Source organism: Roseibium marinum, assembly GCF_002906165.1.
Taxonomy (GTDB): Bacteria; Pseudomonadota; Alphaproteobacteria; order Rhizobiales; family Stappiaceae; genus Roseibium; species Roseibium marinum.
Genome location: NZ_PPCN01000001.1, coordinates 61,953 through 84,542, shown reverse-complemented (window position 1 = coordinate 84,542; position 22,590 = coordinate 61,953). Strand labels below are relative to the sequence as shown.

The 22,590-nt window shown below is 62.6% G+C and carries 20 protein-coding genes; 13 read left to right on the top strand and 7 right to left on the bottom strand.

The window, feature by feature from the left end; translation table 11 throughout:
* Positions 1 to 4 precede the first annotated feature (4 nt).
* Positions 5 to 1,486 (top strand): tripartite tricarboxylate transporter permease, encoded by a 1,482-nt coding sequence (locus CLV41_RS00400; protein WP_103220321.1) that lies wholly within the window; start codon positions 5 to 7, stop codon positions 1,484 to 1,486.
* A gap of 15 nt (positions 1,487 to 1,501) precedes the next feature.
* On the opposite strand, the gene CLV41_RS00395 is transcribed toward CLV41_RS00400, so the two are convergent.
* Positions 1,502 to 2,401, bottom strand: coding sequence for a LysR family transcriptional regulator (locus CLV41_RS00395; protein ID WP_103220320.1), 900 nt, complete (start codon positions 2,399 to 2,401; stop codon positions 1,502 to 1,504).
* A 101-nt stretch (positions 2,402 to 2,502) separates the two neighbouring features.
* Between CLV41_RS00395 and CLV41_RS00390 the strand changes: the two genes are divergently transcribed.
* Positions 2,503 to 3,267, top strand: a complete 765-nt coding sequence (locus CLV41_RS00390) for a LamB/YcsF family protein (RefSeq protein ID WP_103220319.1) — start codon at positions 2,503 to 2,505, stop codon at positions 3,265 to 3,267.
* 77 nt (positions 3,268 to 3,344) lie between these two features.
* Here the strand turns inward: CLV41_RS00390 and CLV41_RS00385 are convergent, their stop codons facing one another.
* The 6 genes from CLV41_RS00385 to CLV41_RS00360 all read right to left on the bottom strand — a co-directional run bounded on the left by CLV41_RS00385 (position 3,345) and on the right by CLV41_RS00360 (position 10,291).
* On the bottom strand, positions 3,345 to 3,560 hold the full coding sequence (locus CLV41_RS00385; protein ID WP_103220318.1) for a formate dehydrogenase subunit delta: 216 nt from the start codon (positions 3,558 to 3,560) through the stop codon (positions 3,345 to 3,347).
* Entirely contained in the window at positions 3,550 to 4,365 is an 816-nt protein-coding gene (gene fdhD, locus CLV41_RS00380; protein ID WP_235867028.1) for a formate dehydrogenase accessory sulfurtransferase FdhD, read from the bottom strand. The genes CLV41_RS00385 and fdhD overlap by 11 nt, the downstream gene beginning before the upstream one ends.
* Before the next feature lie 2 nt (positions 4,366 to 4,367).
* The gene (fdhF, locus tag CLV41_RS00375) at positions 4,368 to 7,238 is read right to left on the bottom strand and encodes a formate dehydrogenase subunit alpha (RefSeq protein ID WP_103220317.1); all 2,871 of its coding nucleotides are present in this window, start codon (positions 7,236 to 7,238) and stop codon (positions 4,368 to 4,370) included.
* Between the two features lie 4 nt (positions 7,239 to 7,242).
* Positions 7,243 to 8,814, bottom strand: a complete 1,572-nt coding sequence (locus tag CLV41_RS00370) for a formate dehydrogenase beta subunit (RefSeq protein WP_103220316.1) — start codon at positions 8,812 to 8,814, stop codon at positions 7,243 to 7,245.
* Positions 8,811 to 9,290: a formate dehydrogenase subunit gamma gene (locus tag CLV41_RS00365; RefSeq protein WP_103220315.1), complete on the bottom strand. Its 480-nt coding sequence runs from the start codon at positions 9,288 to 9,290 to the stop codon at positions 8,811 to 8,813. Before CLV41_RS00365 ends, CLV41_RS00370 begins: the two co-directional genes overlap by 4 nt.
* A gap of 92 nt (positions 9,291 to 9,382) precedes the next feature.
* A complete protein-coding gene (locus CLV41_RS00360; RefSeq protein WP_103220314.1) occupies positions 9,383 to 10,291 on the bottom strand; it encodes a LysR family transcriptional regulator in 909 nt (302 codons plus the stop codon).
* 298 nt (positions 10,292 to 10,589) lie between these two features.
* Between CLV41_RS00360 and CLV41_RS00355 the strand changes: the two genes are divergently transcribed.
* The 11 genes from CLV41_RS00355 (at position 10,590) to CLV41_RS00305 (ending at position 22,456) form a co-directional block, all read left to right on the top strand.
* A complete protein-coding gene (locus tag CLV41_RS00355; protein WP_103220313.1) occupies positions 10,590 to 11,597 on the top strand; it encodes a BMP family protein in 1,008 nt (335 codons plus the stop codon).
* 103 nt (positions 11,598 to 11,700) lie between these two features.
* A complete protein-coding gene (locus CLV41_RS00350) occupies positions 11,701 to 13,248 on the top strand; it encodes an ABC transporter ATP-binding protein (RefSeq protein WP_103220312.1) in 1,548 nt (515 codons plus the stop codon).
* Positions 13,245 to 14,327 carry an ABC transporter permease gene (locus CLV41_RS00345; protein ID WP_103220311.1) on the top strand — a complete coding sequence of 361 codons (1,083 nt, stop codon included), beginning with the start codon at positions 13,245 to 13,247 and terminating at the stop codon, positions 14,325 to 14,327. The genes CLV41_RS00350 and CLV41_RS00345 overlap by 4 nt, the downstream gene beginning before the upstream one ends.
* Positions 14,324 to 15,268, top strand: a complete 945-nt coding sequence (locus tag CLV41_RS00340; protein WP_103220310.1) for an ABC transporter permease — start codon at positions 14,324 to 14,326, stop codon at positions 15,266 to 15,268. Before CLV41_RS00345 ends, CLV41_RS00340 begins: the two co-directional genes overlap by 4 nt.
* A 14-nt stretch (positions 15,269 to 15,282) precedes the next feature.
* A complete protein-coding gene (locus CLV41_RS00335) occupies positions 15,283 to 16,575 on the top strand; it encodes an amidohydrolase family protein (protein WP_103220309.1) in 1,293 nt (430 codons plus the stop codon).
* A gap of 81 nt (positions 16,576 to 16,656) precedes the next feature.
* Positions 16,657 to 17,541 (top strand): MurR/RpiR family transcriptional regulator, encoded by an 885-nt coding sequence (locus CLV41_RS00330; protein WP_103220308.1) that lies wholly within the window; start codon positions 16,657 to 16,659, stop codon positions 17,539 to 17,541.
* Between the two features lie 118 nt (positions 17,542 to 17,659).
* The gene (locus CLV41_RS00325; protein ID WP_103221438.1) at positions 17,660 to 18,913 is read left to right on the top strand and encodes an ABC transporter substrate-binding protein; all 1,254 of its coding nucleotides are present in this window, start codon (positions 17,660 to 17,662) and stop codon (positions 18,911 to 18,913) included.
* A gap of 75 nt (positions 18,914 to 18,988) precedes the next feature.
* Positions 18,989 to 19,858: a carbohydrate ABC transporter permease gene (locus CLV41_RS00320; protein ID WP_103220307.1), complete on the top strand. Its 870-nt coding sequence runs from the start codon at positions 18,989 to 18,991 to the stop codon at positions 19,856 to 19,858.
* Positions 19,848 to 20,672 carry a carbohydrate ABC transporter permease gene (locus CLV41_RS00315; protein WP_103220306.1) on the top strand — a complete coding sequence of 275 codons (825 nt, stop codon included), beginning with the start codon at positions 19,848 to 19,850 and terminating at the stop codon, positions 20,670 to 20,672. Before CLV41_RS00320 ends, CLV41_RS00315 begins: the two co-directional genes overlap by 11 nt.
* 12 nt (positions 20,673 to 20,684) lie before the next feature.
* Positions 20,685 to 21,434, top strand: a complete 750-nt coding sequence (locus CLV41_RS00310; protein ID WP_103221437.1) for a glycerophosphodiester phosphodiesterase family protein — start codon at positions 20,685 to 20,687, stop codon at positions 21,432 to 21,434.
* Positions 21,431 to 22,456 (top strand): ABC transporter ATP-binding protein, encoded by a 1,026-nt coding sequence (locus tag CLV41_RS00305; RefSeq protein ID WP_103220305.1) that lies wholly within the window; start codon positions 21,431 to 21,433, stop codon positions 22,454 to 22,456. Before CLV41_RS00310 ends, CLV41_RS00305 begins: the two co-directional genes overlap by 4 nt.
* Positions 22,457 to 22,590: the final 134 nt, after the last annotated feature.

Genomic DNA, 22,590 nt, shown 5'->3' with positions numbered 1-22,590 from the left:
CCGCATGGAAATATTTCTTGAGGGAGCCGCCGACGCATTGACCCTGGCGTCAATCGTCTCGGTGATTGGCGGCATCCTGCTCGGATACCTCGTGGGTGTGCTGCCCGGGTTGAGCCGGCCGGCCGCGCTTTCGGTGGCCGTACCGCTGACCTATTCGATGTCTCCGATCGGCGCCATCGCCTTTCTGGTGGGCGTCACCAAGGCGAGTGCGGCCGGTGGCGCAACAGGAGCCATCCTGCTCAACACCCCGGGCGAACCCAGTTCCACCGCGACCACGTTCGACGGTTACCCGCTGGCAAAAAAGGGACAAGCCACGCGCGCTTTGAAAACCGCGCTTTACAGCTCCGTCTTCGGAGACCTGGTGGCGACACTCGTGCTCATTCTCCTTGCTGCCTCGCTGGCGCGTTTCGCCCTCAAGATGGGTCCGGTGGAAATGACCTCAGTGATGATATTCGCGCTGAGCTTCATCGCGGCACTTTCGGGGACGTCCCTTTCGCGCGGGATCATTTCGGGCGTTCTGGGGCTATTCCTGTCAACCGTCGGGCTCGATCCGGAAAGCGCCACGCCGCGCATGACCTTCGGGTTCATCGAATTGTTCGACGGGATACCGCTGATCGCCGCAACGGTGGGCATGCTGGCCTTCACAGAAATGCTGGTGCAGGTGCAGGCGCTGTTCGCGGCGAAGGGCAAGATCTCGGCAACTTCAGGGTTCGCGCCTGAAACGGACAAGAACCTGCGGTTCAGCGACCTCAAGCGCGTGTTTCCGGTCACCCTGCGCGCCACCGGCATCGGCATTGGCGCCGGCATCATTCCGGGTCTCGGCCCGACGATCGGCGCATTGCTGTCCTATGCGATCAACAAGCGCCTTGCCCGGCCGGGCGATACCTATGGCGAGGGCGATCTCAAGGGTGTGGCGGCATCGGAGGCAGCGGATAATGCCGTCCTGCCCGCGAGCCTCATTCCGCTTTTCGCCATCGGTCTGCCCGGCAGCGTTTCGGCGGCAATTCTCGTTTCCGCCTTCATGCTGCATGGCGTCCAGCCGGGCCCACTGGTTTTCGATCAGCATCCGAGGCTCATCTACGGCATCTATGTCTCGATGATCGTCGCCAGTCTGGTCATGCTCATGGTGGGACGGCTCGGCCTTACCCTTTTCGCGCGGGTCACCCTTGTGCCGCCACGGCTGATCATCCCCTTCGTGGTTCTGTTCTGCGTGATCGGCACCTATCTGGAGCGCGACACGGCCTTTTCGGTTTTCGCCATGCTGGCCCTGGGGTTTCTGGGGTTCGCGATGCAGCGGTACGGATATTCCGTCGTGACGTTCCTGATCGGATTCGTGATCGGACCATTGTTCGAACTGTCGCTGCGCCAGGCGCTGATTGTCACCAATCACTCACCGCTTGCCGTGTTCGATCATCCCATCGCGGTGGGTTTTCTTCTCGCCGCCCTTGCGGCCATCGTGCTGTTTCTCAGGCCGGGCCGTCAGTGAATGAAGCGATGAAGATCATCCTGCTCCCTGATGCCCGGCCGCCACTTCCTTGAGCACCGCGAGGAAGTTGGTGATATTCATCGGACGGTAGCGATTGGGGTTCCACAGGGCCGAAACCTCCGCGGAGGTCTGACAGGTATCCGAGACGATCGGAACCGCGTTGCGGATCGCCGTCAGGTCTCGTGCCGAGGAAGAGACGATGGCGACGCCGTGACCGTCCTGGGCGAGCGCCGCCAAAGTCTGGGTACTGTCGCTTTCGAGCAGAATGCGCGGGCGCACGCCATGCGCCAGCGCAACCTGCTCGAACAGGTGCCGGGTCAGGAACCCGCGTTTCATGACCATCATCGGCTCATTGGCAATGGCATCCATGGTGATGGACTTCTTCTTCCTGCCGGGATGATCCGGCGGCAGGACCGCCAGAAGCCGGGCGCTGAACAGGGGATGTCCGACAAGGATGTTGCTGATCCCCAGATTGGCAATCACCATGTGGACAGCGCCATGCTCGACCATCTCGATCAAGGCGTCATTGTGCCCCTCGCTGACGATCATGCTCACCTTTGGATAGGACGTGCGGAAAAGTGCCATCGCCGGAGAGAGCAGCCAGGTGATCGTCTGAGGCGAGGCCCCGATGCGCAGCGTGCCGCTGTGCTCGTGTTCCGTGCGGCCCGTGTGCTGCATCATGTCCTGGGCGCGTTCGATCAGTTCCGCCGCCTGGGCCGCAAGGTCCGCCCCTTGCGTTGTCAACACGAGCCGCTTGCCGACCCGGTCGAACAGATCCACACCGAGTTTGCGCTCCAAAGCCTGTATCTGGCGCGACAGCGCCGGCTGGCTGAGATTGACGGCAATCGCCGCGCTGGAAATATTCAGTCTTTCCACCACGACCAGAAAATTGCGCAATTCTCTCAGTTCCAGCATCCACTCACCCCATATGCAATTATTGCATGATCACTGACTGCATAAATGCATTGGACACACAACAGCAATCTGCCGACCATGCCGCAAAAATGGTCACAGCAATGAAAATTTCGATCAATGCGGATATGGGTGAAAGCTTCGGCGCCTATAAACTGGGCGATGACGGAGCCGTCATGCCCCACATAAGCTCAGCCAATATCGCCTGCGGCATGCATGCGGGCGACCCGGTCGTCATGTACCGAACCGTCGGCCTCGCCCTGGAACATGGAGTCAGCATCGGCGCCCATCCCGGGTTCAGCGATCTCCAGGGGTTCGGCCGAAGGCATATCACCATGGACCCGAGCGAGATCGAATATCTCGTCACCTATCAGATCGGCGCGCTACAGGCACTTTCGGCGAGCCATGGCGCCCGTGTGGATTTCGTCAAACCGCACGGCGCGCTCAACAACATCGCCCATCACACCGGCGAGGTTGCCGATGCCATTGCCAGAGGGATCCGGGCAGCGGGCCGCGACCTCATCTTCGTTGCCAATTGCCTTTCGGAAATGACGCGCGCTGCCGGGGAGGCCGGATTGCCCGTTGCTCACGAAGCCTATGCCGATCGCCATTATTTTCCCGATGGACAGCTCATGCCGCGAAGCAAGAATTCCGCTGTTATCCGCGACCCGGAACTCTCGGCGAAAAGAACCGTCGTCATGGCGCAGGAGCAATGTCTTGTCGCAATCGACGGCACCCGTATTTCCACGCCTGTCGATACGTTCTGCATCCACGCGGACGAGCCCTCGGCAGCCGCCGTGGCCAGACAGGTTCGCGCCGCCCTTGTCGATGCAGGTATCAGCGTGGCCCCTGTGACGGGCCGCAACTGACGACCCGGGTCAGCTTCCCGGCGACGCACCGCGCCTTCGGCAAGGCGCGTGAAACACCACCGTCCCGCCGCGGGGTATCATTTGACCGGACGGATCTTCGGTCCGGCTTCCAGAACCAGCGGATCGAACCGGTCAGCGGTTCGGGTCAGCATGTCGAAAAGCTGGATGCGCATGCGCGGTTCCCAGAACTTGCTGATATGGTCCGCGACACCGGCCACGGCTTCCTCATGGGGCCTGTTGTGGAAAAAGCCTGCGATCTGGTTGGCCATGTAGATCAGTTTGTCAGGCGACATCTTGCAGGGTTCTCCCGATAATCCTGTGCGGATGGGTAAAGAGTTCGAAGCCGTCGCCGCGCGCGCAGGCGACCATTGTGATGTTGGCCCTGTCGGCCTCCGAAACGGCAAGCGCGGTCGGAGCGGAGACCGCAATAATAATCCCGCAGCCCGCGGCGGCCGTCTTCTGGATCAGGTCGATCGACAGCCGGCTGGTCATCACGAAAGCGCCTCCCGAAACATTCGTGCCGGAAAGGCTCATTGCGCCGATCAGCTTGTCCAGGGCGTTGTGCCGCCCGACATCCTCACGGATCGCCGTCAGGCCGTTTTCAGGATGATACCAGCCCGCCGCGTGAACGGAGCGGGTCCGCAGGTTGAGCGCCTGTGCCTTGCCCATGGCGCGAACCGCATCACCCACATTTTCGGCTTTGAGCCGGATCTCGGCGCTGACGGGACGGATTTCGCGCATGGCCGCGTCCAGGCTCTCGATGCCGCACAGCCCGCAGCCGACGGGCCCGGCGATGGAGCGCCGCCTTTGCCGCAATCTTTCCGTCGCATCCGTGGCAAGCCGGACCTGAACGTCGATACCCTTGTCGAGTTCGACGACGGCGATGTCCTCGATCTCGTCCGGCGCCGCGGCGATATCCTCGGACAGGGAAAATCCTATCGCCAGATCCTTGAGGTCGGAAGGCGTCGCCATCAGCACCGCATGAGTCGAGCCGTTATAGCTGATCGCAACCGGCACCTCGTCCGCCAGTTCCAGCCTGGAAGACGAGAAACGGCCGTCCCGATAGGAGACCGCTGAGGACGTGCTGTGCGTCTTCATGGCTATTCGGCAGCCTCGATCCTGCGTGCCCGCACGGAGAATTCCTCGTATTGCTCCTGCCAGTCCGTCGGCCCGTTGGAGGGCGACACCTGAACCGCGGTCACCTTGTATTCCGGACAGTTGGTCGCCCAGTCGGAATAGTCGGTGGTGATCACATTCGCCTGGGTGCTCGGGTGGTGGAAAGTCGTATAGACGACGCCCGGCGACACCCGGTCGGTTAGGCTGGCCTTGAGGCTCGTTTCGCCCGACCGGCTGGCCAACTTGACCCAGTCGCCTTCCTTGACACCGCGGGTTTCCGCATCGTGCGGATGGATTTCCAGAACGTCCTCGTCGTGCCAGACGACGTTTTCCGTCCGGCGTGTCTGCGCGCCGACATTGTACTGGCTCAAGATCCGGCCCGTGGTGAGCAGCAGCGGGAAGCGCGGTCCGGTCTTTTCGTCGGTGGCGATATAGTCGGTGCGGATGAACCTTCCCTTGCCGCGCACGAAACCATCCACATGCATGACCGGCGAGCCGACCGGTGTGCTGTCGTTGCACGGCCATTGGACGGACCCTTTCTCGTCCAACAGCCGATAGCTGACATTGGCGAAACTGGGCGTCGTCGCGGCGATCTCGTCCATGATCTGCGAAGGATGGGTGTAGCTCCAGCCGGCGCCCATGGCATTGGCGAGAAGCTGGGTAACCTCCCAGTCAGCATAGCCGTTTTTCGGCGCCATCACCTTGCGGACGCGGTTGATGCGGCGCTCCGCGTTGGTGAAGGTGCCGTCCTTTTCCAGGAAGGTCGATCCCGGCAGGAAGACATGGGCGTAATTCGCGGTCTCGTTCAGGAAGAGGTCATGCACGATGACGCAGTCCATCGCCGCCAGCCCGGCGGAGACGTGTTTCGTATCCGGGTCCGACTGCAGGATGTCCTCGCCCTGGCAATAAAGCCCCCTGAACGTGCCTTCCACCGCGGCATCCAGCATGTTGGGGATGCGCAGGCCCGGCTCGTCGGAAATGCTGACGCCCCAGGCCTTTTCGAAGACATCGCGCACATCGGCATTGTTGACATGGCGGTAGCCCGGCAGTTCGTGCGGGAAAGAGCCCATGTCGCAGGAGCCCTGGACATTGTTCTGTCCGCGCAGCGGGTTCACGCCGACGCCCGGCCGGCCGATGTTGCCGGTGAGCATGGCCAGATTGGCGATGCCGATCACCGTGGTCGAGCCCTGGCTGTGTTCGGTCACGCCGAGGCCATAATAGATGGCCCCATTGCCGCCCCTTGCATAGAGCCGGGCCGCCGCGCGCAATTCCGCCGCCGGCACTCCGGTCAAGGCTTCAACCGTCTCCGGCGCATGCGCGGAATCCGCGACGAATTCGGCATATTCCTGGAATTCGTCCCAGTCGCAGCGCGTGCGAATGAAGTCCTCGTCGAACAGGCCTTCGGTCACGATCACATGGGCGAGCGCCGTGACGACGGCAACATTCGTGCCCGGCCTGAGGGCAAGGTGATGGGCGGCGCTTACATGCGGTGTCCGGACGAGATCGATCCGGCGCGGATCGACGACGATCAGCTTGGCGCCCTGGCGCAGGCGTTTTTTCAGTCGGGAGGCGAAGACGGGATGGCCGTCGGTCGGATTGGCGCCGATCACCAGAACCACGTCGGCCTGTTCGACACTGTCGAAATCCTGCGTGCCGGCGGAGGTGCCGAAGGTCTGGCCGAGGCCGTAACCGGTCGGCGAATGACAGACCCGTGCGCAGGTATCGGTGTTGTTGTTGAGGAAAACGGCCCGCGTCAGCTTCTGGACCAGATAGGTTTCCTCGTTGGTGCAGCGGGACGAGGTGATGACGCCGATGGACTCCTTGCCGTGTTCGTACTGGATCGCCCGCAGTCTGTTGGCGGCGAAGCTCAGGGCTTCCTCCCAGGAGACTTCCTTCCACGGATCGGTGATCTTGTCGCGGATCATCGGGTTCAGAATCCGGTCCTTGTGAGAGGCGTAGCCATAAGCGAAACGGCCCTTGACGCAGGAGTGGCCATGATTGGCCTTGCCGTCCTTGTAAGGCACCATGCGGACCAGTTCCTGACCGCGCATTTCCGCCTTGAAGGAACAGCCGACACCGCAATAGGCGCAGGTGGTGACGAGCGAGTGTTCGGGCTGACCGATGTCGATCACCGATTTTTCCTGCAGGGTCGCGGTCGGACAGGCCTGCACGCAGGCGCCGCAGGAGACGCATTCGGAATTCAGGAAGCTTTCGTGCATGCCCGCTGACACCCGCGAGCCAAATCCGCGACCCTCGATGGTCAGCGCGAATGTGCCCTGAACTTCCTCGCAGGCCCGCACGCAGCGGGAGCAGACAATGCATTTCGACGGATCGTAAGTGAAATAGGGGTTGCTTTCGTCCTTCGACATGAAGCGGGCATTCACCTCGCCGCCACCATCGCGTTGTTTCACATGGTTGCCGCCGTCATAGCCGTAGCGCACGTCGCGCAGGCCCACCGCGCCCGCCATGTCCTGCAGCTCGCAATCGCCATTGGCGGCGCAGGTCAGGCAGTCGAGCGGATGGTCGGAAATATAGAGTTCCATCACGCCGCGGCGGATATCCTTGAGGCGGCCGGTCTGGGTCTGAACCACCATGCCGTCTTCGGCGGGCGTGGTGCAGGAGGACGGCGTGCCCCGCCGCCCCTCGATCTCCACCAGGCACAGGCGGCAGGACCCGAAGGCATCGACCATGTCGGTCGCGCAGAGCTTCGGGATCTGGATGCCCGTTTCCATGGCGGCCCGCATCACGGACGTACCTTCGGGAACCGTCACCTCGAAGCCGTCGATGGAGAGCGTGATCTTGTTCTCCGACGCCGATGCCGGTGTGCCGTAATCCGTTTCCTTGATCAGGGACATGTCGCTACTCCGCCGCCTCAGCCAGAGGCTTCAGGGTGTTGGGTTTGGGGGTGAAGTCCTGAGGAAAATGGGTCAGCGCGCTCATGACCGGATAAGGCGTGAAGCCGCCGAGCGCGCAGAGCGAGCCCAGTTTCATGGTGTTGCAGAGATCCTTCAGGAGATCGATCTGTTCTTCCGGCTTGTCGCCGTCCGCGATCCTGTCGACGACCTCGACACCTCTGACGGCACCGATGCGGCAGGGCGTGCACTTGCCGCAGCTTTCGACCGCGCAGAACTCCATGGCGAACCGCGCCTGCCTGAGCATGTCGGCGGTATCGTCGAAGACGACAACGCCCGCATGGCCGATGAGGCCGTCCTGGGCGGCGAACGCCTCGTAGTCGAAAGGCGTATCGAACAGTTCCGGCGGGAAATAGGCGCCGAGCGGCCCTCCGACCTGAACCGCCTTGACGGGACGCCCGCTCAAGGTGCCACCACCGATATCGTTGACGAGTTCGCCGAGCGTGATGCCGAACGCGGTCTCGTAAAGCCCGCCATGACGGATGTTTCCGGCAAGCTGGATCGGCATGGTGCCGCGCGAGCGGCCGGTGCCGAAGTCCCGGTAAAAATCCGCGCCCTTGTCGAGAATCACCGGAACGGAGGCCAGCGACAGGACGTTATTGACCACGGTCGGGCAGCCGAACAGGCCTTCAAGCGCCGGGAGTGGCGGTTTTGCCCGCACGACACCGCGCTTGCCTTCCAGACTGTTGAGGAGCGATGTCTCCTCGCCGCAGACATAGGCTCCGGCGCCGACGCGCACTTCCATATCGAAGGCATGAGCCGAACCGAGCACCGACGGTCCGAGAATGCCGGTCTTGCGGGCGGTTTCGATCGCCGCTTGCATGGTCTCGATGGCGTGCGGATATTCGGAGCGGGTATAGATAAATCCCTTCGCCGCTCCGGTCGCGATGCCGGCAATCGCCATGCCCTCGATCAGAACGAACGGATCGCCTTCCATGATCATGCGGTCGGCAAAGGTGCCGCTGTCGCCCTCATCGGCATTGCAGACGATATATTTGCGCACTCCCGGCGCGTTCAGCACGGTTTTCCACTTGATACCGGTGGGGAAACCGGCACCGCCACGTCCGCGCAAACCGCTGTCGGTGACATGCTGCACAATATCGGCCGGCTGCATGGCAACAGCGGTTTCCAGGCCATTGAGCCCACCGTGAAGGCGGTAGTCGTCCAGGGACAGGGGATCGGTGACACCGCAGCGCGCGAAGGTGAGGCGAGTCTGGGCCTTCAGAAACGGCATCTCTTCGGTTTCACCGTGTAAGAGCGGATGCGCGCCACCCTCCAGGAAGCCGGCTTCGAACAGTCCGGGGACATCGGATGGTTTCACGGGACCATAGGCCACCCGGCGGTCGCAGAAGCGCACCTCGACCAGCGGCTCCAGCCAATGCAGCCCGCGCGAGCCGTTGCGGACCAGTTCCGCCTCGATCCCGCGGGCGGAGAGTTCCGCGGCGATCGCCTCGGCGACACGATTCGCACCGACAGCTATGGCGGCGGCATCGCGCGGAACAAAAATCACCGGCGTCATCGGCCCGCCTCCATCACAATACCCGAGAGCGCGGCGTCATCCAGGCGGCCATGGAGTTCGCCGTCGAACATGGCCGCCGGCGCGCAGGAGCAAAGGCCGAGGCAGTAGACCGGTTCCAGCGTGATCCTGCCGTCGGGCGTCGTCTCGTGCCAACCGATCCCGAGCGCCTTGCGCACGCCTTCCGCGAGGACTTCCCCACCGACGGACTGGCAGGCTTCGGCACGGCAGATCTTCAGAACATGGCGGCCCGCGGGCTCCTGCCGAAAGTCGTGGTAGAAACTCATGACACCATGCACTTCGGCGCGGCTGAGGTTCAGCTTGTCGGCAATGACGCGTAGCGCGGCTTCCGGCACGCAGCCGAATTCCTTCTGGACGTCATGCAGTATCGGCAGAAGCGGACCTTCCACATTCAAATGTCCGTCGGCGATGGCGGCCGTCCGGTTCGCAACGTCCGCTTCCGGCACTTGCAATTCCATGCCGTCTCTCCCTCATTCGCGCATGACTTTCAAAGTGTCATACTGTGCACGGCGCAATCAAGATCCCGGTTCAGTTGAGCGATTGCACATTCCTATAGATGAGTTTCAAACTCCACTTTTCGCGCCTCCGAAATCCCCCTGGCCATGCGCAGGAACGCGGCTATCAGCGGTGCGTGAGGCTCGCGTCGTGTCGCCACCAGACCGACCATGGTACCCGCGTCCGGCTCCGTGATGGGAATGGTTCTGAGCGTGTCGGAGGCGAAGGTTTCCGCCAGGCTTTGAGGCACGATGGAGGCCCAGCGGCCTGTACGCATATGGGCGATAAGGGACACGATGGAATCCGATTCCAGTGTCGGCGCCGCATCGGCGCCGGCTTCAGCGAGAATGCCATCGAGGATCCGCCGGTTCTGCATGCCCTTGGTCAGCAGGCACAGGGGAATACGGCTGACTTCGCGCCATGTCACCCGTTTGCGGTCGGCAAGCGGCGCGCCTTCCGTGGTCACCAGGCAATAGGTCTCGCGATAAAGCGGGACCTGGATGACCTTTCCGACAGGCTCGTTGCCGAGATAGGTCACGCCGACATCGATCTCCAGGTTCTCCAGCAGCGACAGGATCTCGATGGAAGAGCGCGAGAGGACGGAAAAGGTCACGCCCGGATTCTGGTCGACAAACGGTGTCGTCAGTTCGGGAACATAGGAAAGCGCCGTCGGGATGCTTGCGATGCGCAGATGCCCGCTCAGTCCGTCGCGGACCGTCTTCAGCTCCTGTTGCATGGTGCGGGCGTCGGAGACAAGCCGGCGGGCCCATTCCAGAACGCGCTCACCTTCCGGGGTCAGTCCCTGATAGCGCGATCCGCGCAGGACCAGCAGAGCGCCCAATTGCTCTTCAAGCTGCTTGATCGCTGCCGAAAGGGTCGGCTGGGTCACGCCGCAGTCCTCCGCGGCGCGGCCGAAATGCCGTTCCCGGGCGAGAGCAATGAACATTTCAAGTTTATCGATCATCAGCGGTTCGCACTGTGGCAGGGCCACCTTGTCTGAGGAATGTCCGGCAGCAGATTGTCCGTGATCTTCCCTAGCATAGAATTAAGGCTTCCGCCGGACCCGCCGCGCCCGTGGCCGGCCCGATACCGACAGACCGGCCGGACGCAATGCCTCCCCCCACTTTGCGACGGAATGGAAACGTCCGGGTTATTTTGTCCGTTTGATCAATTTTCTAGCATTTCACCGCGTGCATAACTTGTGAGCATGCGCATTTTATGATCATCTGTTCCCTGTAAAAAAATACTTCCAGGGGATCCAGATGCTCACATCAAAATCATTTTCCAGGGCCCGGCGGGCCTTGTTGTCGGCCGCCCTGGCCGTTTCAGTCACCATGGGAATGTCATTGTCGCCCGCAAGCGCGGCAGACCCGATCAAGGTTGCGGCGATCTATACCGTTCCGGTCGAGCAGCAATGGGTGAGCCGCATCGACAAGGCGCTCAAGGCGGCCCAGGAGCGCGGCGACATCACCTATACCTTCTCCGAGAACGTCGCCAACACCGACTATGAACGCGTGATGCGCGAGTATGCCGAGCAGGGCATGGACCTGGTCGTCGGCGAGGCCTTCGCCGTGGAGCGCGCCGCGCGCAAGGTTGCCGCGGAATATCCTGAAACAGCCTTCCTGATGGGCTCGTCCTTCGGTCCGGCGCAACCGAACTTCGCCGTCTTCGACAACTGGATCCATGAGCCGAGCTATCTTTCCGGCATGATCGCGGGCGCGACGACCAAGTCCAACATCATCGGCATGGTCGGCGGTTACGCCATTCCGGAAGTGAACCGGCTCATGAACGCCTTCATGGAAGGCGCGACGTCCGTGAACCCGGATGTGAAGTTCCTCGTGACCTTCATCAACTCCTGGTACGACCCGCCGAAAGCCAAGGAATCCGCCTTCGCCATGATCGACAAGGGCGCGGACATTCTCTACGCCGAACGCTTCGGTGTCTCCGACGCCGCGAAGGAAAAGGGCATTCTGGCCATCGGCAACGTGATCGATACGTCGGACGACTATCCGGGCACAATCCTGTCTTCGGCGTTGTGGCACATGGAACCGACGGTCGACCGCGCCATTGACGCGGTGGTCTCCGAGGAATTCGAACCGGCCGATTACGGGCCCTACAGCTTCATGTCCTATGGCGGCGGCAGCTTCATCGTCGATGAAAGCCTGGCGCCGGCCGACGCGGTGGAAGCTGCGAAAGCCAAGGAAGCGGAAATCAACGACGGTCTGTTCCGCGTCAACGTGAACGACAGCGAACCGAAGTCGACCATGTAAGCGGCCGATACGATTGTACGCCGGCGGCACATCGGCCGCCGGCGTGCCTTTTCGGACCCGAGCCGATTTTCGAACTGAATTCAAATTCCTCCCGGAGGTTCGCATGGCGCTCCCCGCAAAGGACGCCCCGGTCTTGTTGAGACTGGACGGCATCACCAAGCGCTTTGGCGCTCTGACGGCCAATGACGGCGTTTACCTTGATCTGAGGCAGGGCGAAATCCTGGCCCTGCTGGGGGAAAACGGCGCCGGAAAAACCACCCTCATGAACATCCTCTTCGGCCACTACGTCGCCGATGAAGGATCGGTGCTGGTGTCGCGGGACGGCGGTGAGTTGGCACAACTGGAACCGGGATCGCCACATGCGGCGCTGGATGCCGGGATCGGCATGGTCCACCAGCATTTCACGCTGGCCGAAAACCTCAGCGTTCTCGACAATATCCTGCTCGGCACGGAAAAACTCTCGGCGCTGAAATCCGCCCGCGCACCGGCGCGCAGGAAGCTGGCAGACCTGATGACCCGCTCCGGCCTGACCGTCGGACTGGACATGCGCGTCTCGCAGCTTTCGGTCGGGGAAAAGCAGCGGGTCGAGATCCTGAAAGCCCTTTACCGGAACGCACGGGTGCTTGTGCTCGACGAACCCACGGCAGTGCTGACGCCGCAGGAATCGGACACGTTGTTCGCCATATTAAAAAAGCTCGCGGCTGCGGGGCTCGGGATCGTCTTCATATCGCACAAGCTGGCGGAAGTGATGGCTGCGTCCCACCGCATCGCGGTGCTGCGGGGCGGTGCCAAGGTGGCCGACCTGCCGACATCTCAATGCGATCAGCGCCAGTTGGCGGAGCTGATGGTCGGGCACGAAGTGAGCGAGACTGTGCGGGGTGCAGGCGCGCCGGGAGATACCCTTTTCGTCCTGACGGGCGTGTCGGCCGGTGAGAGCCGTGAATCGATACGGGACGTCAATCTGGAGCTCAGGTCCGGTGAGATCCTTGGTATTGCCGGCGTTTCGGGCAACGGCCAGACCATGCTGGCGCGGGTCATCTCGGGCCTTGAAACACCCGTTGCCGGCAGCATGAGGCTTGGGGATCGTGCGTTGACGCATGCCAATGCCCGCACGATGATCGATGCGGGTCTGGCGCGGATACCGGAAGACCGGCACCGCGACGGCATCGTCGGGGCCATGACCGTTTCCGAAAACCTCGCCATCGAAGCCATCCGCAAGCCGGAAAGCCAGCGTTTCGGACTGCTGCGTTTCGCCGCCATGCGTGACAAGGCGAAAGCCATGATCGACGCCTATGACATCCGCTGCCAGGGCGAGGACAGCCCGGCGCGGCTGCTCTCGGGCGGCAATATTCAGAAAATCGTTCTGGCCCGAACTCTTGAGGGCGAGCCGAAGGTCGTTCTGGCCGCCCAGCCGTCGCGGGGTCTCGATGTCGGGGCGACGTCCGAAGTCTACAGACGCCTGCTTGACGCGCGCGCTCGCGGCGCAGGCGTTCTTCTCATTTCCGAGGATCTGGACGAACTGATGCGGCTTTCCGACCGGATCGCCGTCATCCACCGCGGACATCTGTCCGCCGCCGAGCCGACAGAAACCCTCGACAGGGGCACACTCGGGCTCAGAATGGCCGGACACACCATGGAAGCTGCCGAATGATCCGTTTCGAACCCAGAGGCCCGGTCGCCGTTTCAAGGATGATCGGCGTTTCGGTAACCGCCGCCCTTGCTGCCCTCATTCTGGCGGCCATCCCCATGCTTTTCGCCGGGCTTTCGGTTTTCGACGCCTACGGCCTGATGATCAAGGGCGCCTGGGGGTCGATGTTCGCCTTCACGGAGATGCTGACCCGGGCAGCGCCGCTCATCCTGACCGGGCTCGCCGCCGCAGTGGCCTTTCGCGCCAAACTCTGGAACATCGGCGCGGAGGGGCAGCTTTACGCGGGAGCCCTGGCGGCGGTCGCGGTTGGAACCGGCCTGATTTCCGGCCCCTCGTTCGTTCTCGTTCCGGCGGTCATTCTGGCCGGCGCCCTTGCCGGCGGTCTGGTGATGCTGGTGCCGACGCTGCTGAAAACCCGCCTTGGCGTGGATGAAGTGGTGACGACGCTGCTGCTGAATTTCGTCATTCTGCTTTTCGTGCAGATGATGCTCGAAGGGCCGATGCAGGACCCGATGGGCATGGGCTGGCCCCAGTCGGAGCCAATCCTCGACGAAGCGGCCCTGCCGAAACTGATGGACCGAATGAGAATCCACTGGGGTCTCGTCATCGCGCTTGCGGCTTCGCTCGGGGTGTATTTTCTGCTGAAACGCACGGTGTGGGGTTTCGAGATCCGCGCCGTCGGCGAGAATGCCGCCGCCGCCCGGCATGCCGGCATTCCGGTGACGGCCACCTTCGTCCGCGTCGGGCTGCTCTCCGGCGCTCTTGCGGGGCTGGCGGGGGTCGGCGAAGTCGCGGGCCTGAAAGGCTATCTCACCGCCGATCTGTCGCCGGGCTTCGGCTATTCGGGCATCGTGGTCGCCATGCTCGCCGGATTGTCGCCCATCGGCGTCGTTTTCGCCGCTCTCTTCATAGCCAGCATTTTCGTCGGCGCGGATTCCATGTCGCGGGCGACCGGGGTTTCCAATTACCTCGCCGACCTGATCGTTGCCATATCGCTGCTCTGCGTGCTCGTCTCCGGACTGTTCCTGCGGTTCAGGATCCGGCTTGCCACCAGCAGCCCCGCCCAGGAGACCGCGAAATGAGCGACATTCTGGAGATTTTCATGTCGGCCAGCTTCTGGGCCGCCGCGATCCGCATCGCGACGCCGTTGATCTTCGGCGTCATCGGCGCTCTTATCTGCGAGCGCGCCGGTGTGCTCAACCTCGGTATCGAAGGTATCTTCACAGCAGGCGCCATGGCCGGCTGGATGGCTGTCTGGCTCGGAGCGGGTCTATGGGGCGGTGTGCTGGTTGCCGCTCTGACCGGCGGGTTCTTCGGTCTCATCCATGCGGTGCTGACGGTGCCGCTCGGATTGTCCCAGCATGTCTCGGGGATCGGCGTGACACTGTTCGCCACGTCGCTGAGTTATTTTATCTACCGCACGGCCCTGCCGGACGTGGCCTCGCCGCCGCGCATCGAGGCCTTCCAGCCTCTCGACATTCCGGTCCTGTCCGATCTGCCTTTTCTGGGTCCGGCCCTGTTTCAGCAGACGCCGCTGACCTTCCTTGCGCTGTTCCTCGTCGCCGCCACGGCCTATGTGCTCTACCGGACCCCGCTGGGTCTCGCCATTCAGGCGGTCGGGGACAATCCGGCGGCGGTCGAATCCCAGGGTCTGTCGGTCTACGGTCTGCGGATCGGCGCAATCGTCGCCGGCTCGGCGATCATGGCGCTCGGCGGCGCCTTCCTGACCATGTCCGCCTTCGACGCCTTTTTCTTCGGCATGGTCAACGGCCGGGGCTGGATCTGCATCGCGCTGACGGTTTTCGCCTCCTGGCGGCCCGGCAAGGCCCTGCTCGGCGCGCTGCTCTTCGGAGCCTTCGATGCCTTTCAGGTGCGCTTGCAGACGGAAGTCGGCAGCTTCATTCCCGGACAGATGTTCCTGATGATGCCGTATATACTGTCCATCGCCGCGCTGATCGTCGTCGCCCGCCGCACAGACTATCCGCGCGCGCTGCTTGTTCCCTATTTCAAAGGTCAACGCTGAGAGGACCGCCGCCGATGAGTTTTGATCTTCTCGTCAGGAACGCCAACCTGCCGGACGGCCGCACCGGGATCGACATTGCCTGCAGGAATGGTGTCATTGCTGCCGTTGAACCCGGAATAACGGCCGAGGCGAAGGAGATTATCGACGCGGGCGGCCTGCTGGTATCCCCGCCTTTTGTCGACAGCCACTTCCACATGGACGCGACCCTGTCACTCGGCCTGCCGAGAATGAACCGCAGCGGCACGCTGCTGGAAGGCATCGCGCTGTGGGGCGAGCTGAAGGAGATCCTGACGGTCGAGGCGGTGGTCGAACGGGCCCTGAAATACTGTGACCTCGCCGTTTCGCAGGGTCTGCTCGCGATCCGCACGCATGTGGATGTCTGCGATGACCGGCTGACGGGCATCAAGGGACTGCTGGAGGTCAGGGACAAGGTCAGGGACTATATCGACCTTCAACTCGTCGCCTTCCCCCAGGATGGGCTCTTCCGCTCGCCGAACGCGGAGAAGAACCTCCTCACCGCGCTCGACATGGGCGTCGACATTGTCGGCGGAATTCCGCATTTCGAGCGCACCATGCAGGATGGCGCCCGCTCTGTCGCAAGGCTCTGCGAAATCGCGGCGGAGCGCGGCCTGATGGTGGACATGCACTGCGACGAGACCGACGACCCGATGTCGCGGCACATCGAGACGCTGGCTTTCGAGACACAGCGCCTAGGACTGCAGGGGCGGGTGGCCGGCTCGCATCTGACCTCGATGCATTCCATGGACAACTATTATGTCTCCAAGCTGCTGCCGTTGATCGCCGAGGCGGAAATCCACGCCATCGCCAATCCGCTGATCAACATCACGCTGCAGGGCCGGCACGACAGCTATCCGAAACGCCGCGGCCAGACCCGCGTCCCCGAACTGCGCTCCCACGGCGTCAATGTCGCCTTCGGTCATGATTGCGTGATGGACCCCTGGTATTCCATGGGCTCCGGCGACATGCTGGAAGTCGCCAGCATGGGGCTGCATGTCGCCCAGATGACCAGCCGGGACGACATCCGCTATTGCTTCGAATGCGTCACCAACCATCCCGCCAGGGCAATGAGGCTGGAAGGCTACGGGCTTCAGACCGGCTGCAAGGCGGATTTCATGCTGCTGCAGGCGCGCGATACGATCGAGGCGATCCGGCTGAAGGCAACGCGGCTCAAGGTCGTCAAAGGCGGCAAGGTGATCGCCTCGACACCGGCGCGCACGACCCGGCTGGAACTTCCCGGACGTCCGGCGACCGTCGACCCCGCCGGATACGCTCCGGTCGAGTCCTGAGCCGGTTCGGGCAAACCGACTGTAATAAAAATTTCATCGTTCTGTTTTCTGCAATTCAAATTGCAGCGCTAGCCTTCGCGCATGACAAAGCAGATCCCGCCCTCGGGTTTCCTGAGCGAATTGATCACCAGAAACGCGTCGAAACTCACCGGTTCCGACACGCGCCTTCTGGATGTGCTGATCCAGGATCCGATCCGGGCGGTGCTGGAAAACGGAACCGAAGTCTCGTCCCGCGCCGGTGTCCACCCCGCTTCCGCGATCAGGCTGGCCAGGCGCCTGGGGTTTGACGGCTATCCCGAGTTCCGGGCTTTCCTCAAGGCCAATCTGGTCGAGGGCGACGCCGATTTCGAGAACCCGGCCGCGCGGATGGCCGCCCGGCTGGTGCGGGCGGAAGAAGGCCAGGTGCTGTCTTCCGTCATCGACAGCGAGATCACCGCCCTGGAGGCGCTGCGCAATACGGTAGCAGATGCCGACATCAGACGCTTTTCGCAGACCCTGCGCGACAGCCGGAAGATTTTCGTTCTCGGCCGCGGCCACGCCGCCAGCCTGTCGTCGCTGATTTCCCTTCGGCTTCAGCGCTCCGGATATGACGCCATCGACCTGGGCGAGCGGATGCACCAGTTCGCCGAAACAATCAACACGATGTCGAGCGATGATACTGTCTGGATGCTGGCCTTCAGGCGGCCGGTGCAGATGGTCCAGGACGTCAATAGGATCGCCGCCGAGCGCGGCGCGAAGAGGCTGGCGCTGACGGATGTCCATGCCGCCCGTTTCGATCCGCCGCCGCTCCATCACATCAGCGCCGCACGCGGCGAGGCGGGCGAATCCCAGTCTCTCGTCGTGCCGATGACCATTGCGAATGCCGTCATTCTCGACCTTGCCGGTATCGATGACGGCCGCTCGATCAGATCCCTGAAGGACTACAAGGCCTTCAGGCAGACCCTGCCCGCGCAATGGAGACGCTGATGCACTTAACAGCAGCGGACGGAATGGCTCCCAATCCATAACAGAACCGTTCTCACGAAATAACGGCGCGCACTCTCACCCGATAAATAAACCAACCCACTTTGAAAGAGAATGAATGATGCTTGGTAATCTCAAAACATTGTTCCTTGCCGGTCTGGTCGGCCTTGGCGGCGTTGCCGCCGCACAGGCCGACGTCACCGTCGAGTTCTGGCACAGCTTCGACGGCGGCAGCGGCGAATCCCTGGGCAAGATCATCGAAAATTTCGAAGCCGCGAACCCGGGCATTCACATCGAAGCCCAGAATATCGGCAACTACAACGATATCGTCGCCAAGCTGCAGGCCGCCATTCCGGCGCGCCGGGCACCGGACGCCGTCATCATGGAAGTGACCCGCTACGGTCTTTTCGCCGACCGCGGCGTGCTGCTGGACCTGACCGATTATGTCAACAACGATCCGCTGAAGGACGACCTGTTCGACTTCGCAAGGGAAGTCGGCGTCTTCGACGGCAAGAACTACATCGTTCCCTTCAACTCCTCCACACCGGTCCTTTATTACAACAAGGACATCTTCGCACGCGCGGGCTTCACCGAGGAGCCGGACCTGAAGACCTATGACGACCTTCTTGCCGTTTCCAGACAGATCACCGAGAAGCTCGGCGATGAAGGCATCAGCGGGATCGCCGCACCCGGCCAGTTCGCGCGATGGGGCCTGATCATGGACAATGACAGCGACCTGATCGACAGCAAGACCGGCGAGATCCTGATCGACAGCCCGAACACGATCGAGGCCTATGAATGGATGGCGTCGCTCGTGCACGAGCACAAGGTGGCTTCCGCCGACGGCGTGACCAAGGAAAACAACGGCCGCGACGCGTTTCTGGCGGGCAAGGTCGGCATCATGCTGAACTCGACCGGCAACTACACCCGCTCCAAGAAGGCGCTTGGCGACAACCTGGCGGTCCTGCCAATGCCCTGCAACAAGGTCTGCGCCGTGCCGATCGGCGGCGCCGGCATCGGCATCCTGTCGTCCTCCGACAAGGAGGTCCAGGATGCGGCCTACAAGTTCATCAGCTTCGCCGCGTCTCCGGAATCCAACGCCATCTGGTTTTCGGGCACCGGTTACATGCCGATCAACAAGCACACGGCCAAGCAGCCTCTCGCCGCCAGCGCCGTTCAGGACAAGCCCGGCATCACGGTCGCGATCGATCAGCTCGATTTCGCCCGCGGCCGCCCGCGGCCGCCGGTGGTCACCTGGATGCGCGCCTCCGAGTATGACGTGTGGCAGGCCCTGGCTCTCGGCCAGCGCGATGTGGAGGACACCCTCAAGGACTTCGCCGAGCGCACGCGCAAGGAAGCCGAACGGACCAATTAAGGTTCCGGATCCGAATTCCTGAACACAGCACCGGGCTTTCCAGCGAAGCCCGGTGCCCGCCGACAGGTCCTGCCTATGCTTTTCAGACTGACACCCTATCTTCTGGTGCTGCCGCTGATGTCGTTTATCGCGGTCTTCACCTACATTCCGATCGCCGCCAGCATCAATCTCAGCTTTCGCGAGTGGGATTTCCTGTCGCCGACCATGCCCTTTGTCGGGCTGGAGAATTACCGGCTCCTGCTGTCCTCGCACGAATTCTGGAATTCGGTGCGGGTCACGGCGCTGTTCGCGGTCATATCCGTGCCGATCCGGCTCGGGCTGGCGCTGATGGTGGCGAGCTACCTGGTCCGCGAGACCTTGCCCTCAAGACTGCTGCGCGGCGCGCTGTTCCTGCCGTCGGTCACCTCCACCGTGTCCATCGCCGTGGTGTTCTCCTGGATGTTCGCCACCGACTACGGAATGGTGAACGCCTTTCTCGTCAGCCTGGGTCTTGGCAGGGTCCCCTGGCTTCAGGACCCGCAGCTTGCCCTGTGGGTGGTGATCGTCGTCAACACCTGGAAGCAGCTCGGCTACGACATCGTCATCTATATCGCCGGTCTGCAGGCCGTGCCGCAGGAGCTCTACGATGCGGCGGCGGTCGACGGCGGCCGAAAGGCTCATGTTTTTCGGAGGGTCACCGTGCCGCTGGTCATGCCGACGACCTATTTCCTGCTCGTGGTCTCGGTGATCGAAGCGTTCCAGATCTTCACCATCGTCGATGTCATGACGAAGGGTGGCCCGGCGGGCGCCACCGACATGCTCGTGAACATGCTGTACCGGGTCGGCTTCACGCTGTTCGACATCGGCCAGGGTTCGGCGCTGGCGGTGCTCCTGTTCATTCTCCTGATCGCGCTTGCCCTGTTCAAGTCCCGCGTTCTCGGACGGAGGATTCACTATGAAGCCTGACGAAACGAGACCCGGCAACCGGATCCTCACATGGCTCGCTCTGGCGGGCGGGCTGCTGTTTCTGTTCCCGGCGCTCTATTCGATCTTCATGTCGTTCCAGACGGTCGATGCCTATTACACCGGAACGCTCGACTTCACGCTGGAGAACTACCAGCTCGCCATCGGGCAGTTCCACTTCGCCCGTTATCTCTTCAACAGTCTCATCGTGTCCGGGACGGTCACCGTCATGGGTCTGGCATTCGCCACGATGGCGGCCTTCGCTTTCGCAAGGTTCCGGTTTGCGGGCGGCAACCTGCTTTTCGCGGCCGTGGTCGCGACGTTGATGATCCCCAGCCATATCTCGCTCATTCCGAACTACCTGTCGCTCGCCAGGGTCGGCCTGCTCGACACCTATGCGGGGCTGATTCTGCCGGCCATCTCGAACGGCTTCGCCGCGTTTTTCCTCCGGCAGTATATTCGCGGCATTCCGGTCGCCCTTGACGAGGCGGCCTACATGGACGGCGCGACACCGCTGCAGGTGCTGTGGCGGGTGATCGTGCCGATCGCCAGGCCGGCGATTTTCTCGATGGGCCTTTTCATCTTCATTTCCGAGTGGAACAGCTACATCTGGCCACTCGTCGCCGTCGGCGATGAGGATCTCTACACGCTGCAGGTCGGGCTGGCCCGGCTCTACAAGGTCAATCCGGGCGAGGACGTCGTCAACTGGCCGCTCGTCATGGCCGCCTCGACCATCACCATTCTCCCGATCCTTCTCGGCTTCATTTTCGTCGAGCGCCACCTGGTGCGCGGCATCACCATGGGCGCCGTCAAATAAATGGAACTTTCGATGACCCGTATTGCATCCCATCGCGGCGGCACGCTTGAATTCGGCGACAGCACGCCGGCCGGTTTCGCCGCCACCGCAGGACTGGCCCTCGAGGAGGTCGAGTTCGACCTTCACCCCACCTCGGACGACGCTCTTGTGGTCCATCACGATCCGACGCTGGACCGGACCACGGACCGGAGCGGCGCGATCCGCGACATGAGCGAAGCCGAGGTGCGCGCTGCCGTCATCGATTATGGCGCTGGCGGTCATCCGCTGCTTCTGGAAGAGCTCTGCTCCCTTTACCGGGACAGCCGTGTGGATTTCCGCTGCGAGATCAAACCCGGACCGGACGGCCGGCCATACGAGGATTTTGTCCCGCATGTGGTGGAAACGCTTGAGCGGCAGGGCATGCTCGAGCGCACGGTGTTTTCCTCGTTCCTGATCGAGACGCACAAGCATCTGGCCGCGGCGACAGAGCGGCCGCGGCTCTGGCTTGTCAGCCCGCCCGTGCTGACCCAACTCGGCGTCCCGACGGTCATCAAACTAGCCAGGGACCACAACATTTCCGAAATCGGTGTTCATGTGGACAGAGCCGACCGGTCTCTCCTGAGCGCGGCCCAGGAGGCCGGGCTGGAATTCGGCTGCTGGGCGGCCCACACGCAGGAACAGATCGAAAAGGCGCTGACGCTCGGCGTGAAGGTTTTCACCACCGACAGGCCGAGCCTTGCCATCGCCATCCGCAACCGCCTGCAAACGGACGAGACCAGATGAGCAGCATTCAGCTAGAGAACATCCGCAAGTCCTATGCGGGCGGACCGGAAGTCCTGCATGGCGTCTCCATGGATATCCGGGCCGGGGAATTCGTTGTCATCGTCGGGCCGTCCGGCTGCGGGAAATCGACGCTCCTGCGCCTTGTCGCCGGGCTGGAGACCTGCGTGGAGGGCAATATCCTCATCGGGGACAAACGGGTGAATGCACTGCCGCCGCAGGACCGCGACATCGCGATGATCTTTCAGAACTATGCGCTTTATCCGCATATGAGCGTGCGCCAGAACATCGCCTTCGGGCTGGAGCTGCGCGGCATCCCGAGGGCCGAGCGCAATGCCCGGGCAGAAGACGTCGCCCGGACGCTGAAGCTCGAAGCCTATCTCGACCGCAAGCCCGGCGCGCTTTCCGGCGGCCAGCGCCAGCGGGTCGCCATGGGCCGGGCTCTGGCCCGCGACAGCTCGATCTTCCTGATGGACGAACCGCTCTCCAACCTGGACAACGCCCTCAGGGTCACCATGCGCACGGAGATCAAGGAACTGCACACGCAGCTCGGGGCGACCGTCGTCTATGTCACCCACGACCAGACCGAAGCCCTGTCGCTGGCGGACCGGGTCGCGGTGATGAAGGACGGCAACCTCCTGCAGTTCGACACTCCGAGCGCGATCTACGACCGGCCGGCCAATCGCTTCGTTGCCGGCTTCCTCGGCATGCCGGCGATGAACTTCATTCCCATTGAAACGCTCCCCCATTGGCCGGGGCGCAGCGGCCTGACCGTGGGCCTTCGTCCGGAAAACATGCGGCTGCATACAAGCGAACCCGAGGGGCAGGCCTTTGCGGGAAAGGTTCTTCTGTCCGAAATGACCGGCTCGGAGCTGATACTCCATTGCGACACGGAACTGGGCCGCCTGATCGTGACCACGCCGCGCCGGGACATCGCAGCCGGCCAGACGTCCATCTGGGTCGGGCTCGACACGGATCGCGCGCTCTTCTTCGACAACGGGTCGGAGCGACGGGTGGACCTGTAGGCCGGGGCCGTCATGGACGCGCTCGTGAAGATCCTCCATCATTTCAAGATCGATCAGCTTTTGGGGGTTCATTCGATACCGATCGAACGTCCGTCGGCTCACACATGCGAACCCGGCAGCCTTTTTCAGCCTAT